We start from the raw sequence: 16,624 nt of genomic DNA, 5'->3' as shown, positions 1-16,624 counted from the left end.
ATAATGGTGATGGACTTGCGATGGGCAAGGTACTGTATTGTTTCAATATCATCGACTATGACCATAAAGACACAATCGTCGTCACCACCCTGGTATTTGGCAGGAACATGATGGACCAACAGGCCGGGCTTTTAAGGTTGGGTATCTTTGCCACCATCCTTGTCGTGATGGCAATGTGGGAGGCATTCATGCCTTATCGTCCGGCGGGTGGGCTGCGCAACCCGGGGCGGTGGCTGACCAATTTTGGTTTGCTGTTGATGGGGGCTGCATTAACCCGTTTCACCATCGGGGCCGCGATGATTGCCGCGGCCATTCTGGCCGGGCAGCAGGGCTGGGGCGTGATCAATCAGGCCGAGAATCTGATTGGCCTGCCCGAGTGGCTTAGTGGCCTGATTGCAATCGTCGCACTTGATTGTGCAGTTTACTGGCAGCACCGCCTGACGCATATCGTGCCGGTTTTCTGGCGGTTTCACCGGGTGCATCATTGCGATATCGAATTTGATGTCTCGACCGCGGTGCGGTTTCATCCGTTCGAAATTGTCGCATCAGCGATTTATAAATCGGCTTTTGTGATCCTGCTGGGGGCTGATCCGTGGGCGGTGGTGATTTATGAAAGCATGCTAAGCGGATTTGCGCTGTTTAATCACGGCAATGTTCATTTGCCCGGCGGGTTTGACCGGTTATTGCGCCGATTGATTGTAACGCCCGATATGCATCGGGTGCATCATTCCAGCCTGATAGGCGAAACCAACAGCAATTACGGAAATATCCTGTCGGTTTGGGACCGGCTGTTTGTCAGTTATGTCGACCATACCAAGACCAATGATCATGACATGCAGATCGGGCTTGAGGAATTTCGCGATAAACGCAGTCAAAGCCTTTGGTCGGTATTGTGGATACCGTTTCGCCGGTCTTGATGTAATCGTCGCCTATTCCCCGACGATACCGCGCACAACCATAGCGGATGCCACCAGCGAACGGCGACCATCATCCTTGCCCCCCAGATAGGACCGTTCGGTAGCGGTGCGCAGTTGGTGTGCCAGTTCGGGATCAAGGCTGGTAAAGAAATCACGGATCAGGCTGTGCGCACCCAGAAGCGACTGCCAGTAATCCTCGAAATCCAGAAAATCCATGCGGATCGACAGGGTCGCGGTATCGACATCACGCAAACCGGCATCGGACCAAAGATCAAACAGGGCGTCTTCGCTTTGATAGGGGATGTCGAAAATCCTGCTGCGCAATTCATCTCCTGCCGGATAGGCGATCACGGCCGCGGCATCGAGAAACAGGCGGATGAAGGATAATCCCCCGGCACGATCCCAGACACTTGCTGCAATCCGCCCGCCTGGTTTGGTGACGCGAACCATTTCCGAAACAGCACCTGCCGGACCTTCCAGATCGTTTAACAGCAATTGCGAAAAGGCGGTGTCAAAACTGTCATCGCCAAAAGGCAGGTTGCTGGCATCCCCGGTTTCAAAGCTGACATTAGGTGCGGCGCTAAGCAACGCTTCGGACAGATAATCCGGGATCAGATCGACCCCGACAATGCGTGCCTTTGGGTACCGCGTGGCGGCGGCGAGTGTGAGGCTGCCGGTACCGCAGCCGACATCAATCAGCGAACCGCAGGAGGGTGCCGCAACAAAATCAAGGAAGTTGCGCGACAGGCGGCGGCTCCATCGGCCCATGGCGATTTCATAGATGTCGGCAGTGGTCGCATTCATGGACGTTTTCCGCAATTTGTTATTCTGAGGGGCAGTTTGCACCGTGACGGTGCAGGACGGAAGTCCCCATTTGGGCAGTTCCGCCGGATATGGCAAGCCTGTGAAATTACCCTGTTCAACCAATTACCCATTGCCGAAAAAAGAAAACGCGAAATAATATTGCGAATGCTGCGGCGCAAAAATAAATCAGAAGTCAGACGCAGCGATCAGAAACAGGCAAGGAAAGTCAGGAAATGAGAGAGATGAACGGACTGGAAGGGCTGTATCTTGAAGATATCGAGATCGGCATGGTCGGAAGTTACGCCAAAACCGTGACGGAAACCGATATCGTGATGTTTGCCGGATTGTCCGGCGATACCAACCCGGTTCATCTTAATCAGGAATTTGCCGAAACCACGATGTTTGAAGGCCGCATTGCGCATGGCATGTTGTCAGCCGGTTTCATTTCAACCGTGCTGGGTACGCGTCTTCCGGGGCCGGGCACGATTTACCTGTCGCAGAATTTGCAGTTCAAGGCACCGGTCCGTATTGGCGATACTGTGACCGCAAAGGTTACGGTGCGCGAGATCATCGCGCCCAAGCGTCGGGTGGTTCTCGAAACCAACTGTTATGTTGGCGATAAATGCGTGATCGCGGGCGAGGCGATGGTGATGGTGCCATCGCGCGCCGCAGCCTGACAACAGGAAGAGACCCGCAAAGAAAAGCTGGCGCGACGGACATCGCGCCAGCATCCGGATCAGGAAGCCCCATCGGCACGAGGGCGGGGTGGAGCTTTGCCCTAGGCGGTGACGCTGATCCGGCGTCTGATGGCGGTCAGCAGTCCGACCACGGCGAAACATCCGACAAGCATGCCCATATCGTGATAGATCGCGCGGTATCCAAACGCATCCACCCATGGCTGACTGATCAGCGGGGATAGAAACTGGCCGATAAAGATGCTGGCAGTCAGCACCCCGGCAACGCGACCACGGATGGATGGTGGGGCGACCGCCATGGCACCGGCCATCATGTTCGAAATCACCATGCCCAATCCCAACCCGGTCAATCCGATGGAACCGGCAATGCCGAAATAATCCTGGGTCAGGGCGATCAGGTTCATGCCCACTGCCATAATGCCAAAACCAATGGCAAACAGGGCCGGGATAGTGAAGTGACGCCGCAGACGTCCGTAATTAAGTGATGCGATGGCCGATGCCAGTGGCAAGAGGCCCATGGCAAGACCGGTGCCGCTGGCAGGCGCAATACCGAGTTTCTCGATATAGAACGGCATCTGGGTCGGGATCAGGTAGAAGGCCGTGCTGTTAAGGGCGGCGATCAGGCAGAATAACGCGACCAGCAGGATATCGCGCCGGGTAATGTCATCGGCCGGGGCGTGTCCGGGTTCGTGCCGGACCGGTTCGGGTTCATACAATACTTTCAGAACCGCCGGGATCAGCAGGAAGGCAATGGCATAGACCGCAAAGGGACTACGCCAGTGCAGTTCGGTCAAAACACCGCCGCCGGCAATAAAAACCAGCCCGCCAAGTCCGGTGAAGGCAACCTGATATCCCATGAAACGGTCGCGCATATCACCGCTGAAATAGTCGCCGACAAGGGCGGTGGCGGTGGTCATGGTTCCCGCAACCGCAAGACCAAGCAACGCCCGACCGATCAGAAGGCCAGACAGGCTGTCGGCAAACAGGCCCGATGCACCTGCTGTCCCATAAAGCAGAAGCGACACCAGAAGCAGCGGTTTGCGCCCGATCCGATCCGCAATCGCCCCGGCAAAGGGCGCACCGATGGCAACGAACAGGCCGGGCAGGGTCAGGACAAGGCGGCTGAGCATCACGACATTTTCATGATTGGCAAAACGGGCTTCGATCCCCGGAAGCGATGTCGCGATCAGCGCGCCCGACATGATCGTCAGCGACGCCAGAAGCAGCATGGTGATCCGGATCGAAAGGTTTGGTGTTTCGGTTGGCATATCTTGCTGGCGTGTTTGGGGCAGGTCAGTCACAGGGCAGTCTCCGATCGGTTTGATTGGCGCGAGGCAGGCCGGGGTTCCGTGTGATGGTGCAAAAGGTTCTGATCGCTTACCGGTATTGGTTGAAACCCCTTTGTCGGGGGGGCGTGACAATGATCCTGCATCCTGAAGTAAAGTTGAGGTCAAGGGTAAAACAGCGCGATTTTTTAAAAATCTGCGACCACAATGATCCGGGCGCATAGCAGCAGCCAGACGCTTTTTGTCGGAAAAGTCTTTACGCTTCGGGCTTGCGCGCTTTATAGCTGCCCGCTGGACTGTGCGGATATGCGATCTGCCGGCATGATGACGAGCAAAAAAGAGAGACCGGCGCGGATGCGCGTTTTTCGATCTTTTGACAATCTGGGTAATGACGCGCGTGGCGCGGTTGTTGCGATTGGCAATTTTGACGGCCTTCATCTGGGCCATCAGACGTTGCTTGATCATGCGCGCAAGATCGCTCGCGATCTGAATGCACCGCTGGGCATTCTGACGTTCGAACCTCATCCCCGGATGTTGTTCCGCGCAGGCGAACCCGAATTCCGTCTGACATCGGCCGATGACAGGATTACGGCGGCGTCCGATCTGGATATCGATCTGTTTTTCGAAGCCGAGTTTAATCGCGATTTTGCCGCGATGAGCGCCGAAGAGTTTATCGAACGCATTCTGGTGAATGGACTTGGTGTGCGCCATGTCGTTGTCGGTTGGGACTTCTGCTTTGGCAAGGGCCGGGCGGGAAATGTCGATCTGCTGCGTGAAATCGGCGAAAAATCGGGTTTTGGCGTGACGGCGATCGAGGCGGTTACGCATGATAACGGAATTATCTATTCCTCGACCGCGATCCGGCAGGCATTGCGTGAAGGCCGCCCGCAGGATGCGACCCATTTGCTGGGGCGCCCGTGGGAAGTTGCCGGTGTGGTGATCAAGGGCGATCAACGCGGCCGCACGATTGGTTTCCCGACCGCCAATGTCGCACTTGGCAATCATCTGCGTCCGAAATTCGGTGTTTATGCCGTCGAGCTTGGCCTGATATCGGACGAAAATGATGAAACCGTCGAACGCTGGATCGACGGAGTCGCAAATATTGGTGTGCGCCCCAGCTTTGGCGGGGATGCGGATGCCGGGCTTGAAGCCCACCTGTTCGATTTCGATCAGGACATCTATGGCCGTCGCGTTCGCGTGCGTTTGCACGGCTTTATCCGGGGCGAACAGAAGTTCGATGGGCTTGACGCACTGAAAGCCCAGATCGCTGCGGATGTGATTGCCGCCAAAGAGATTCTCGGCAAGATTTGAAATTGTTGTCGAACCCGTTATGATCCGCGCGCCTTTACGGGGGCAGCCAGTATCACCGGGGGTTCGCCCTTGTAATTTGTTTAAAGACGACAGGACCGTCACGATGAGTGTCGAATATAAAAAGACCGTTATCCTGCCCAAGACCGATTTTCCGATGCGGGCGGGTTTGCCAAAGATGGAGCCGACCCTGCTGGAACAGTGGGCGAAAGAGGACCTCTATGGCAAAATTCGCGGTATTTCGGCGGATCGTGAAATGTTTGTCCTGCATGATGGCCCGCCATATGCCAACGGCCATCTGCATATTGGTCATGCACTCAACAAAATCCTGAAAGACGTGATCACCCGTTCGCAGCAGATGCTGGGCAAGAACGCGGTTTATGTGCCGGGCTGGGATTGCCACGGCCTTCCGATCGAATGGAAGATCGAAGAACAGTACCGTGCCAAGGGCAAGAACAAGGATGATGTTCCAATCGCCGAATTCCGCAAGGAATGCCGCGAGTTCGCCCAGAAATGGCTTGATATCCAGCGCGAGGAATTCAAACGTCTTGGCGTGATGGGCGACTGGGACAATCCCTATGTCACCATGGATTACAAGGCCGAGGCATCGATTGCCCGTGAACTTGGCAAATTCCTGATGAACGGCTCGCTCTATATGGGCTCGAAGCCGGTCATGTGGTCGGTGGTTGAAAAGACCGCGCTGGCCGAGGCCGAAGTCGAATATCACGACCATACCAGCAAAACGATCCATGTCCGGTTCCCGGTTGTTTCATCCAGGGTCGAAGCCCTTTCCGATGCGACGATCCTGATCTGGACGACGACCCCATGGACGATCCCGGGGAACCGCGCGATTTCGTATGGGGCCGAGATCGACTATGTCGTGATCGAAGTCACCGAAACCGCCGAAGAAGCCTGGGCTAAGGTCGGCGAGAAAATGGCGATCTGTGCCGATCTGGTCGAAGACGTTTGCAAAAACGGCCGCATCACCGGGCATAAGGTTGTCGGCAATTTCAAGGGTTCCGACCTTGAAGGCACCGTTGCCGCCCATCCGTTCCGCGGTGAGGGTTATGAATTTGATGTGCCGCTTCTGGCGGCTGATTATGTCACGACCGATACCGGTACCGGCTTTGTCCATACCGCGCCGACGCACGGCCCGGACGATTACCAGACCGGTCTGAAATACGGTCTTGAAATCCCGGAAATGGTGGATGGCGATGGGGCTTATTACCCGACCGTGCCGCTGTTTGCAGGCAAACGCATCTATGATGAAAACGGCAAGGAAGCCGATGCCAACGAAGCGGTCATCGCCAAGCTGGTTGAGGTTGGCGCGCTGTTGTCGCGTGGGCGTCTGAAACACTCTTATCCGTGCTCGTGGCGGTCCAAGGCGCCGATCATCTATCGCACCACACCGCAATGGTTCATTTCCATGAAGGATAATGACCTGCGTGAAAAGGCACTTAAGGCGATTGATGAAACCCGCTTTGTACCGGAAGCCGGTCGCAACCGTCTGCATTCGATGATTGCCAACCGCCCGGACTGGTGCGTTTCGCGCCAGCGTGCGTGGGGTGTGCCGATTACGGTGTTCATCAATAAAAATACCCGTGAACCGCTCCGTGATCAGGGTGTACTTGACCGCGTCTACGAAGCATTCTGTGCCGAAGGTGCCGACGCGTGGTTCACGCGCGATGCGCAATATTTCCTTGGTGACAAATATGATGCCAAGGATTTCGAACAGGTCACCGACGTTCTTGACGTCTGGTTTGATTCCGGTTCGACCCATGCCTTCGTGCTTGAAGAACGCCAGGACCTTAAATGGCCGGCCGACCTTTATCTTGAAGGGTCGGATCAGCATCGCGGCTGGTTCCATAGTTCATTGCTTGAATCGTGCGGAACGCGCGGTCGTGCGCCGTATGACGCGGTCCTGACACACGGTTTCGTTCTGGACGGCGAAGGCCGCAAGATGTCCAAGTCGCTTGGCAACATCATTGCACCGCAGGAGGTCATCAACAAACTGGGTGCAGATATCCTGCGTCTTTGGGTGGTCAGTTCCGACTATCACGATGACCTGCGCATCAGCCACGAGATCATCGAACGTCATTCGGACATCTACCGCCGCCTGCGCAACACGCTGCGCTTCCTGCTGGGGAACCTTGATGGCTTTACCGAGGCGGAAAAGGTTGCGGACAGCGAATTGCCGGAACTGGAACGCTGGGTCCTGCATCGTCTGAGCAAGCTTGACGATCTGGTGCGTAAAACCACGGCAGATTATGATTTCCATACGATGTTTATCGAGCTGCATAACTTCTGCGCGCTTGATATGTCGGCCTTCTATCTTGATATCCGCAAGGACGCGCTTTATTGCGACGCGCCAAGCAGTGCCAAACGCCGTGCGGCACGTACGGTTATGGACCGCGTGTTTGACTGTCTGGTGCGCTGGCTGGCTCCGGTTCTGTGCTTTACCGCGGACGAGGCATGGCGCGCACGTTATGGTGCCGACAGTTCGGTCCATTCCGAAACCTTCAACACGGTTTCGGATGGCTGGAAGAACGAGGCACTGGCCGCCAAGTGGGAAAAAATCCGCAAGCTGCGTCGCGTTGTAACCGGTGCGCTGGAACTGGAACGTGCCGAAAAACGCATCGGGGCCAGCCTTGATGCCGCACCAAGGGTCTATGCAACGGCGGAATATGTCGAAGCGCTTAATGGCCTTAATCTTGCCGAAATCGCCATCACATCTGATGTCGAACTGATCACCGGCGCCGCACCCGAAGGGGCCTATACCCTTGAGGAAGTTACCGGCGTTGGTGTGGTTCCGGCATTGGCCGAGGGCGAGAAATGCGAGCGTTGCTGGCAGACATTGCCCGAAGTCGGCAGCCACCCGGTGCACAAAACCGTGTGCCTGCGCTGTGCTGATGCCGTTGATGAAATGGGGATTGAGGCCGCCGAATAAGGCGGTCCGTTTCAGGTTCTGGTCTGTCCATTCGGAAGACCGTGTTCAGGCAAGACAGAAAGAGTGTTGATGAAACATCGTGCCTTTGTCTCTGGGCTGGTCATTATTGCGGTTGTGTTTGCCGTCGATCAGTGGACCAAGCAGCTGGCGATTGACGGATTGTCAAACCCGCATCGCGTGATCGAAGTCACGCCGTTCATGAATTTCCTGCTGGCATGGAACAGTGGCGTTTCATTCGGCCTGTTCCAGGGACAGGCGCCGTGGGTCATGATTTTGGCGACGGCGGCAATCACCGTCGGTTTCCTGATCTGGATGTGGCGGACGCGTGACCGGTTGTTGGGCATTGCGCTGGCGCTGGTGGTTGGCGGGGCGGTTGGCAACCTTGTTGACCGTTTGCGTCACGGAGCGGTAACCGACTTTATCGACATGCATGTTGCAGGCTATCATTGGCCGGTTTTCAACATTGCGGACAGTGCAATCACGATTGGTGCCGTCCTTTTGTTGATCGATTCCCTGTTTGGCGGTAAAAAATCATCCAGGTAATTTTTGATCCGGCATTTCCGTGCCGGAGACTGAGTGGTAAAGAGGCATCAATGGCCCGAAAACTATCGACATCGATTTTCAAAGTTGCGCTGCTGGGCGGTTTGGCATTTGCCGTGTCCGGTTGTGAATCAACGCGTGAAACGTTCGGTCTGAACAAAACGGCTCCGGACGAATTTCAGGTTGTTTCCCGTGCACCGCTGAGCCTGCCGCCTGATTTCACACTGCGTGTTCCCGAACCGGGTGCACCACGCCCGCAGACCGGCACCACCACCGATCAGGCGCGTCGTATCCTGACCGGTGAAGACCCGGACGCGGTCAAGCGTGATATCACCGATGGCAATCGTAGTCAGGGGCAGGTTGCCCTTCTGTCGCAGTCGGGCGCGCAATATGCTGATCCCGCAATCCGCACCACGGTTGATCGTGAAACATCGATCTTTATCGAAGAAAGCGACAGCGTCGTCGACAAGCTGATCTTCTGGCAGGAAAAGCCGCAATTTGGCACCCAGGTCGACGCCGAAGCCGAAGCCAAGCGCATCCGCGATCAGCAGGCATTGGGTGAGTCGGTTTCCGAAGGTGAAACACCGGTCATCGAACGCCGTCAGAAAGGCTGGCTGGAAGATATCTTCTAGGTCGTGACGGTCACGTTCCGGTGAGTTATCCCGGAAATAGAACAAAATTCGAATTATGGCAGGGCGCGGTCTTTCCGCGCCCTTGTTCTGTCATATTCAGTTCTTAATCAAAACTTGTCCGTTGCCGTATAGATCAGGCACCCTGTCTGATTCCTGGCGATCCTGCTTATAGCATTGGGATGACGTAATGACATTTCCGACCCGATCCCCGATTTCGATATTTGCGCGCGGGCCAATTGGCCTGCTTGCCGCTGTTCTTATGATCCTGAGCCCCCATTTGGCCGGGGCGGCGGTTTTCAGCCCGCAAACCATGACCCTTGATAACGGCATGCAGGTTGTGCTGGTGGAAAATCACCGCGCCCCGGTCGTAACCCATATGGTCTGGTACAAGGTCGGATCCGCCGACGAGACTGAGGGCGTATCTGGGATTGCCCATTTCCTTGAACATCTGATGTTCAAGGGTACGAAGGACATTGCCCCGGGTGATTTTTCCAAGATCGTTGCGCGCAATGGCGGCAATGACAATGCATTCACTGCATGGGACTATACCGGCTATTTCCAGAATATCGCGCGTGACCGCCTTGAAATGGTCATGAAAATGGAAGCCGACCGGATGCAGAATCTTCAGCTTTCCGACGATGTGGTTTTACCCGAACGCGACGTGATCATCGAAGAGCGCAGATCACGGATTGATAACAATCCCGGTGCGCTTCTGGGGGAACAGATGCGCGCTGCCCTTTATATGGCCCATCCCTATGGCCGGTCGATCATCGGATGGCTCAATGAGATGGAAAGCCTGTCGACCGATGACGCGCTAGCCTTTTATCGCAAATGGTATGCGCCCAATAATGCCATTCTGGTCGTGGCCGGGGACATCACCATGGATCAGCTTAAACCGCTGGCCGAAAAATATTATGGTGTCATTCCGGCGGGCGACGTTGCCACCCGCCACCGTGTCAAGGAACCGACCCAGCATGCCCCGCGCAAGGTAACGCTGACCGATCCGCGGGTCGGGCAGGCATCCATGTCGCGCTATTACCTTGCACCGTCCTACAACAGCGAAAATGCCGATCAGGCCGCCCCGCTTGAGGTCCTAAGCGAAATCCTTGGATCGGGCACGACCAGCCGTTTCTTCCGATCCCTTGTTGTCGATCAGTCGATTGCGACCAGTGCCGGGACTTTCTATGACCCGGTTGCCGTCGATCTGGCAAGCTTTGGCCTTTACGTCGTGCCGCGCGATGGTGTTGAACTGGCCGATCTGGAAAAGGCGGTTGATGCCGAAATTGCCAAGGTTGCGGAAAATGGCGTGACCGAGGAAGAACTGGCGCGTGCCAAGCAGAAGCTTCTCGATAGTGCGGTTTTCGCCCGTGACTCCCTTTCGGCGGCTGCGCGTACCCTGGGCGAAGCGCTGGCGGTTGGTTTGACCGTCGATCAGGTTGAAAGCTGGCCGGATCGGATCCAATCCGTAACGGTCGAGCAGGTCAACGAAGCTGCCAAATCGGTATTTGACGATAAACGTTCAGTAACCGGCTGGTTGCAGCCGCCCGAAGGCGGCCCGGTGAACGGCATGCCAACCGCGCCGGTCACCGGCGAGCAGGAGGTGCATTGATCATGAGCTATATTGCAAAGACAATTCCGATGATGAAAATGCGCAAAACCCTGCTGGGGCTGGCATCGGCCACCCTGTTGATGACGTCATTTGCCAGCCATGCGAGGGCTGTTGAAGTACAGGAAGTCACATCCGATGGCGGCATTACCGCATGGCTGATCGAAGATCATCTTAACCCGCTTCTGACGGTTGATTTTGCCTTCAAGGGGGCCGGTTCCGCAACCGACCCGGAAGGCAAGGGGGGCCTTGCCAATATGGTGTCGGGCCTGATCGACGAGGGGGCCGGCGAAATGGACAGCCAGACCTTCCGTACTGAAATGGAAGACCGGTCGATCAGCATTTCCTTTGATGCCAGTCGCGATGATTTTTCCGGATCGATGGTGACGTTGACGCGTGAACGCGATACGGCGATTGATCTTCTGCGTCTGGCCCTGATCGAGCCGCGCTTTGATGACGAGGCGGTTGAACGCATCCGTGCACAGGTGATTTCGGGCCTGCGCCGGGCGGAAAATGATCCGGGCGATATCGCCGGAAAGGCGTTTTTCAAATCGATCTTTGGCGATCATCCCTATGCCAATCCGGTATCGGGGACGATGGCATCGGTCAGCAGCCTGAATGCCAATGATTTCCGTGAATTTGTCCGCCATGCCATGGCGCGTGACAATCTGGTGATCGGGGTCGCGGGCGATATCACGGCCGATGAACTTGGCCCACTGCTTGACGAAGCCTTTGGGGGATTGCCGGACAAGAGCGACCTTCCGGCCATTCCCGATGTCACGCCGAAATTTGGCGGGATCGAGGTGATCAAACAGGATATCCCGCAAAGCCAGGCGGTATGGGGGCAGAAGGGCATTGCGCGCAAGGACCCGGATTTCTATGCCGCCTATGTCATGAACTATATCCTTGGTGGTGGTGGTTTTTCGTCGCGCCTGACCGAAGAAGTGCGTGAAAAACGTGGGCTTGCCTATGGTGTCTATAGCTATCTTGCCGATATGGACAAAGCAGAACTGATGACCGGCGGGGTTGCCACGCGCAACGATGCCATCGGTCAAAGCCTGTCGATCATTGGCGATGAATGGCAGAAAATGAAGGATAACGGTGTGTCGCAGGAAGAACTCGATAACGCCAAATCCTATCTTACCGGTGCCTTCCCCCTGCGCTTTACCAGCCTTGGCAATCTGTCGGGCATGCTGGTCGGCATGCAGATGCAGGATCTGGGCAAGGACTTCCTTGATAAACGCAACAGCCTTGTAGATGCCGTCACCCTTGATGACGTCAATAGGGTTGCCAGCGAACTGCTTGATCCGTCTAATGTTACCGTGACGGTGGTTGGCAAACCTGAAGGCGATCTGGCGTTTTAAGCCGATCCTGACGTTAAAAAGCACAAAGCGCGGTGAAAGGCATTTCGCCGCGCTTTGTGCTTTGATAGGTTCGGATCAACCAGAATAACATCACCCTATTTTAACGAGCATCGCCTTTATGACCCTGCGCGTCCTGCCCCAGAACCTGATCAACCAGATTGCCGCCGGTGAGGTGGTCGAACGTCCGGCTGCGGCGTTGAAGGAACTGGTGGAAAATGCGCTGGATGCCGGGGCGACGCGGGTGGATGTGACTTTGCGCGATGGCGGGCGAACCTTGTTATCTGTCACCGACGATGGCAAGGGCATGACGCCCGATGAGCTTGGCCTTGCGGTTGAACGCCATGCGACATCGAAACTGCCCGATGATGATCTGTTCAATATCGGTTTTATGGGGTTTCGCGGCGAAGCATTGCCATCCATCGGATCGGTATCGCGAATGCGCCTGACCAGCCGGGTGCGCGGGGCGGAAAATGCCTGGACGCTGACGGTCGAAGGCGGAGCGAAAAGCGCACCGGAACCGGCGGCCCACCCGTTCGGCACGCGGGTTGAGGTGCGCGATCTTTTCTATGCCACGCCCGCACGTCTGAAGTTTCTTAAAACCGCACGCACCGAACAGATGTATGCCCGTGAAATCATGGATCGGCTGGCAATGGCCCGGCCTGATGTTGGCTTCACGCTTTCGGGGGATGGCAACAAGCAGATTTTGAATTACCCGGCCTGTGAAGGTGATTTGTTCGATGCCCGCCTGAAACGGCTGGGCGCGGTAATGGGCCGCGAATTTCAGGATAACGCCCTTCAGATCGAAGCCGAACGCGAAGGCATTCGCCTGACCGGCTATGCCGGGGTGCCAACCCTGAACCGTGGCAATGCGCAGATGCAGTTCATGTTTGTCAATGGCCGCCCGGTCAAGGACCGGCTGTTGCAGGGTGCGGTACGCGGGGCCTATCAGGATTTTCTGGCGCGGGATCGTCATCCGTTGCTGGCGCTGTTTTTTGAACTTTCGCCGCGAGATGTTGACGTCAACGTCCATCCGGGTAAGACCGAAGTCCGGTTCCGTGATCCAGGCATGGTACGTGGTTTGATCGTTGGTGCGTTAAAACATGCACTTGCCGGGGCCGGGCATCGGGCATCGACGACCGTAGCCGATATGGCGTTGGGTGCTGCACGCCGCGAAGGCGATGGACCATCCTTGCCCTATGGCGGGGCGCGACCGGTATCGGGTGGGTACAATTTCGGCTCCTATCAGCCAAACCATCCAAGTGTGACCGCTGTGCAGCGTGACTATGCCGCACAGGCACCAGCAACGTCGTTTGGTGGCTTGTTTGATCGTGGACGCGATTTTGCTGGTGGTGAGACCGGCGGTGATAATGGCGGATTTGCCGCGGCTGCCGCCAGTGCGCTGGTTGGCGGATATGCCGGTGCGGCCCCGTCGGCACGGATTGATGACACCGACACATCGAAATTTGTTGATCATCCGCTGGGTGCTGCGCGCGGGCAGGTGCATGCAAACTATATCATCGCCCAGACCCGCGACGGGTTGGTGATTGTGGATCAGCATGCCGCCCATGAACGCATTGTCTATGAACGCATGAAGGCCGATTTGTCGGAAAGTGGCGTCAAACGGCAGGGATTGCTGCTGCCGGAAGTTATCGAACTGGACGAGGCATCCGCCGAACGCGTTGCCGACCGCGCCGAAGAATTTGCCGAATTGGGACTGGTTATCGAGCCGTTCGGTCCCGGTGCGCTGGTGGTGCGTGAAGTACCGGCGATGCTGGGCAAGGTCGATGTGGCGGGGCTTGTCCGCGATCTGGCTGACGAGATTGCCGAATTGGGGCAGGGCATGGCGCTTAAGGATCGGTTGATGTATGTCTGCGCGACCATGGCGTGCCACGGATCGGTGCGGTCAGGTCGCAAATTGAACGCCGATGAAATGAATGCACTGTTGCGCCAGATGGAAGCCACCCCGCATTCCGGGCAGTGCAACCATGGTCGACCGACCTATGTCGAACTGAAACTGCATGACATCGAAAAGATGTTTGGTCGGCGTTAGGTTTTAAGCCTGATCCCTAATCCCTAATCCTTGAGTTTCATGTCACGTGGCAGGCGAGTATTGGCATTGACCCGCGCGCGCTGGATCTGTTCGGCGAACAATCCCTTGACCGAGGATAAATCCGCATCGCGAAAATCGGTTTTGGCAAGATTGGCACCGCTTAAATCGCAATTGTGCAATGTCATGCCGCGAAATGATGCGCCTGACAGGTCGGAGCCGAGGAACACCGTGTTGCGCAATATGGCATCGGTAAAGCGGGCCCCGGAAAGACGGGTGGCGGCAAGAACCGCATGATCCAGATTGCAACCGATGAAATCGCCCGCGGTCATATCACATCGTCGCAGCACCGCCTTTTTACAATTGGCATTGCGAAATGACACATGCGGCAAGGCACATCGGGTCAGATCAATGCCCTCCAGATCGGCATCACGCAGATCAGCATGCTCGATCGACATCATCGCCCCTTCCTTGCCACCGGTATCGACCCAAAGTCGATGCCCCTGAAGAGCTTCCATCAGATCAATTTCAACCAGTTCTTCGTCGATACTGGTATCGTCGGTTGCCTCTGATTCGTTGACCCCGTCTTCCAGCGTTTTGTCGGTTTCAGGCGGTTGTAAGGTAGGCGTAAGGACCGCGTGCACGGATTGCGCGGCATCAAGGTTATAGTCGCGCACCGATTTCCCCGCTTTGGTGTCCGCGATTTCAATGCCGATGTCGCCACTGGCGGGGCGTTTTGTGTCGGGCGTCTGTTTGACTTTGGCGGTTGTGCCTGTTGATGTCTTTGTCGGTTTCGTTGGCTTCAGGGTTACGGACCGCGACGGACGCGATCTGGCTGCGGGCCTTTCCCCTTCCTGATCAACGGTTGCCAGAGGCGCGTCTTGGGCCTGGTTGGAACCCGCTTCTTCAACCGGATCAGGCGATTGGATGTCGCCATGGCGTCGGGCCGGTTTTTCAATCGTGCCATTGAGCTGGGAGCTGGCATTGCCGGGCTGGCGTATTTTGCGGGATGGTTCAGCGACGTTATCGCCGTCGCGCGCCGGGCCAAAATAATTGCCTTCGAATACGAAGCGGCGCGGTTTTTTAATCACGGTCTGAACGATTTTGCGCAAACGGTCGGCATCGACCGGCTGACGGAAAACACCTTCGATCCCGGCATCGACCGCATCGCGCATTGCGCGGCGATCCAGTTTGGGGGCACCCAGCAGAACCGGAACCTGATTGCAGAACGGATCGCTGTCAGACGCGCATTGACGCAGGTCGCGAATGGTCGAAATGCCACGAATACCGTCCAGATAAAGACCGATCAGGATCAGGTCCGGCCGGTGTGTGCAGGCAAGTTCAATGATGGCTTCGCGGTCGTCGCTGGTGTGAAAAGCAGCCAGATGCAATGGTTCAAGTGCTGTTTGCACTGCCTTGATGTTCCGGTCGCTGTAATCGGCATACAGGACGGACAATTTTTTGGGCGACCGTGTTGTCATTCCACCAAGCTTGCCTGTGTTATCGGGGTTTGTCACCCGGTTGCATCCGATGACTACTGGTTGCCCGGTATTGAAAAGCTTCGACGTTGTTCGGGGGATGGAATGCCGTCACTTCCTGTTCCCGTATTTGCGCCATCGACCGGTCCAGAGGTATTCGGGGAGCTATTGCTTTCGGTGTCATCGACCATTTCGATGGCAATTTCGACACGTCGGTTCTGTGCCCGTCCTTCGGGCGTGCTATTGTCTGCAATCGGGCGGCTGTCACCGTGGCCCTGAACAACCATGCGGGCGGGGTCGGTGCCATTCTGATCAATCATGTAATGGATGACCGATGTGGCCCGTGCCGCCGATAGATCCCAGTTCGAGATATAGGGCGAATTTGACGATACCGGAATGTTATCGGTGTGGCCGGAAACCACGACCTGACCTTCGGTCTGGTTGATGACCGGTACAAGCCGGTTTAGGATGGCCGCAAATTCCGCTGTCATCCCCGACGAGCCGGATGGAAAGGCAATCTCGTTTGGAAAACGGACAACCACGTCGCCGTCTTTTCGATCAACGCCGATCTGGTTTGTCATGCCCATTTTATGAAGCACGGTTTCCAGTGTTTCTTCGAGGGCCTCGGCCTTTTCAGATTTGCTGTCGCCTTCCTTTATCTCGACCTCAGGTGTTTCGACGGGCGGGATATTGGAAACAATGCGGGGGGTGTCAGGGGTCGGCTGTTTCAGCGCCTTGCCAAGGATCGAACCATCAAGTTCGACAACACCGGCCAGTTCGTCCTGCTTGCTAAAGCCAAACGCGGCTTTGACCGATCCGGCAATCTGTTTGTATTTGATGACATCCATTTCGGCAAAGGTGAGCAACAGCACAAACAGCACGAGCAGCAATGACATGAGATCGGCGAATGTTGCCATCCATGCGGGAGCTCCTGCTGCCGGTTTCTTTGCCATCTGTTAAGCCTGTTGTCTTGTGGTATCTGTCGTGAATGCCACGTGGT

At 56.2% G+C, this 16,624-nt stretch carries 13 protein-coding genes; 9 read left to right on the top strand and 4 right to left on the bottom strand.

The features are described from left to right. The first annotated feature begins 20 nt into the window (after window positions 1-20). Window positions 21-917 carry a sterol desaturase family protein gene (locus TH468_RS17875; RefSeq protein ID WP_246832377.1) on the top strand — a complete coding sequence of 299 codons (897 nt, stop codon included), beginning with the start codon at window positions 21-23 and terminating at the stop codon, window positions 915-917. A gap of 12 nt (window positions 918-929) precedes the next feature. Here TH468_RS17875 and TH468_RS17870 read toward each other — a convergent pair whose 3' ends face one another. After that, window positions 930-1,721, bottom strand: a complete 792-nt coding sequence (locus TH468_RS17870) for a class I SAM-dependent methyltransferase (protein ID WP_085645938.1) — start codon at window positions 1,719-1,721, stop codon at window positions 930-932. Between the two features lie 242 nt (window positions 1,722-1,963). Between TH468_RS17870 and TH468_RS17865 the strand changes: the two genes are divergently transcribed. Further along, entirely contained in the window at window positions 1,964-2,398 is a 435-nt protein-coding gene (locus tag TH468_RS17865) for a MaoC family dehydratase (protein WP_082832855.1), read from the top strand. Between the two features lie 101 nt (window positions 2,399-2,499). On the opposite strand, the gene TH468_RS17860 is transcribed toward TH468_RS17865, so the two are convergent. Then, window positions 2,500-3,717 (bottom strand): MFS transporter, encoded by a 1,218-nt coding sequence (locus tag TH468_RS17860; RefSeq protein WP_210402263.1) that lies wholly within the window; start codon window positions 3,715-3,717, stop codon window positions 2,500-2,502. A gap of 339 nt (window positions 3,718-4,056) precedes the next feature. Between TH468_RS17860 and TH468_RS17855 the strand changes: the two genes are divergently transcribed. The 7 genes from TH468_RS17855 to mutL all read left to right on the top strand — a co-directional run bounded on the left by TH468_RS17855 (window position 4,057) and on the right by mutL (window position 14,149). Next, complete coding sequence (locus tag TH468_RS17855; protein WP_168177176.1) at window positions 4,057-5,013, top strand: bifunctional riboflavin kinase/FAD synthetase; 957 nt, start codon at window positions 4,057-4,059, stop codon at window positions 5,011-5,013. Between the two features lie 103 nt (window positions 5,014-5,116). Beyond that, window positions 5,117-7,957 (top strand): isoleucine--tRNA ligase, encoded by a 2,841-nt coding sequence (gene ileS / locus TH468_RS17850; protein ID WP_085645902.1) that lies wholly within the window; start codon window positions 5,117-5,119, stop codon window positions 7,955-7,957. Between the two features lie 69 nt (window positions 7,958-8,026). Beyond that, window positions 8,027-8,500: a signal peptidase II gene (gene lspA / locus TH468_RS17845; protein ID WP_085645901.1), complete on the top strand. Its 474-nt coding sequence runs from the start codon at window positions 8,027-8,029 to the stop codon at window positions 8,498-8,500. Window positions 8,501-8,550: 50 nt separating this feature from the next. After that, the gene (locus TH468_RS17840) at window positions 8,551-9,129 is read left to right on the top strand and encodes a DUF3035 domain-containing protein (protein ID WP_007090157.1); all 579 of its coding nucleotides are present in this window, start codon (window positions 8,551-8,553) and stop codon (window positions 9,127-9,129) included. Between the two features lie 187 nt (window positions 9,130-9,316). Beyond that, window positions 9,317-10,738: a pitrilysin family protein gene (locus tag TH468_RS17835; protein WP_085645900.1), complete on the top strand. Its 1,422-nt coding sequence runs from the start codon at window positions 9,317-9,319 to the stop codon at window positions 10,736-10,738. Window positions 10,739-10,740: 2 nt separating this feature from the next. After that, window positions 10,741-12,099 carry a pitrilysin family protein gene (locus tag TH468_RS17830; protein ID WP_085645899.1) on the top strand — a complete coding sequence of 453 codons (1,359 nt, stop codon included), beginning with the start codon at window positions 10,741-10,743 and terminating at the stop codon, window positions 12,097-12,099. Between the two features lie 118 nt (window positions 12,100-12,217). After that, complete coding sequence (gene mutL / locus TH468_RS17825; protein ID WP_085645898.1) at window positions 12,218-14,149, top strand: DNA mismatch repair endonuclease MutL; 1,932 nt, start codon at window positions 12,218-12,220, stop codon at window positions 14,147-14,149. A 23-nt stretch (window positions 14,150-14,172) separates the two neighbouring features. Here mutL and TH468_RS17820 read toward each other — a convergent pair whose 3' ends face one another. Both TH468_RS17820 and TH468_RS17815 read right to left on the bottom strand, forming a co-directional pair. After that, window positions 14,173-15,663: a pentapeptide repeat-containing protein gene (locus tag TH468_RS17820; protein ID WP_085645897.1), complete on the bottom strand. Its 1,491-nt coding sequence runs from the start codon at window positions 15,661-15,663 to the stop codon at window positions 14,173-14,175. Between the two features lie 17 nt (window positions 15,664-15,680). Beyond that, entirely contained in the window at window positions 15,681-16,577 is an 897-nt protein-coding gene (locus TH468_RS17815; RefSeq protein WP_085645896.1) for an OmpA family protein, read from the bottom strand. Window positions 16,578-16,624: the final 47 nt, after the last annotated feature.

Source organism: Thalassospira sp. MCCC 1A03138 (assembly GCF_002115785.1).
Lineage (GTDB): Bacteria > Pseudomonadota > Alphaproteobacteria > Rhodospirillales > Thalassospiraceae > Thalassospira.
Note: the sequence above shows the minus strand (reverse complement) of the source record. Positions and strands in the feature narration are given on the sequence as shown.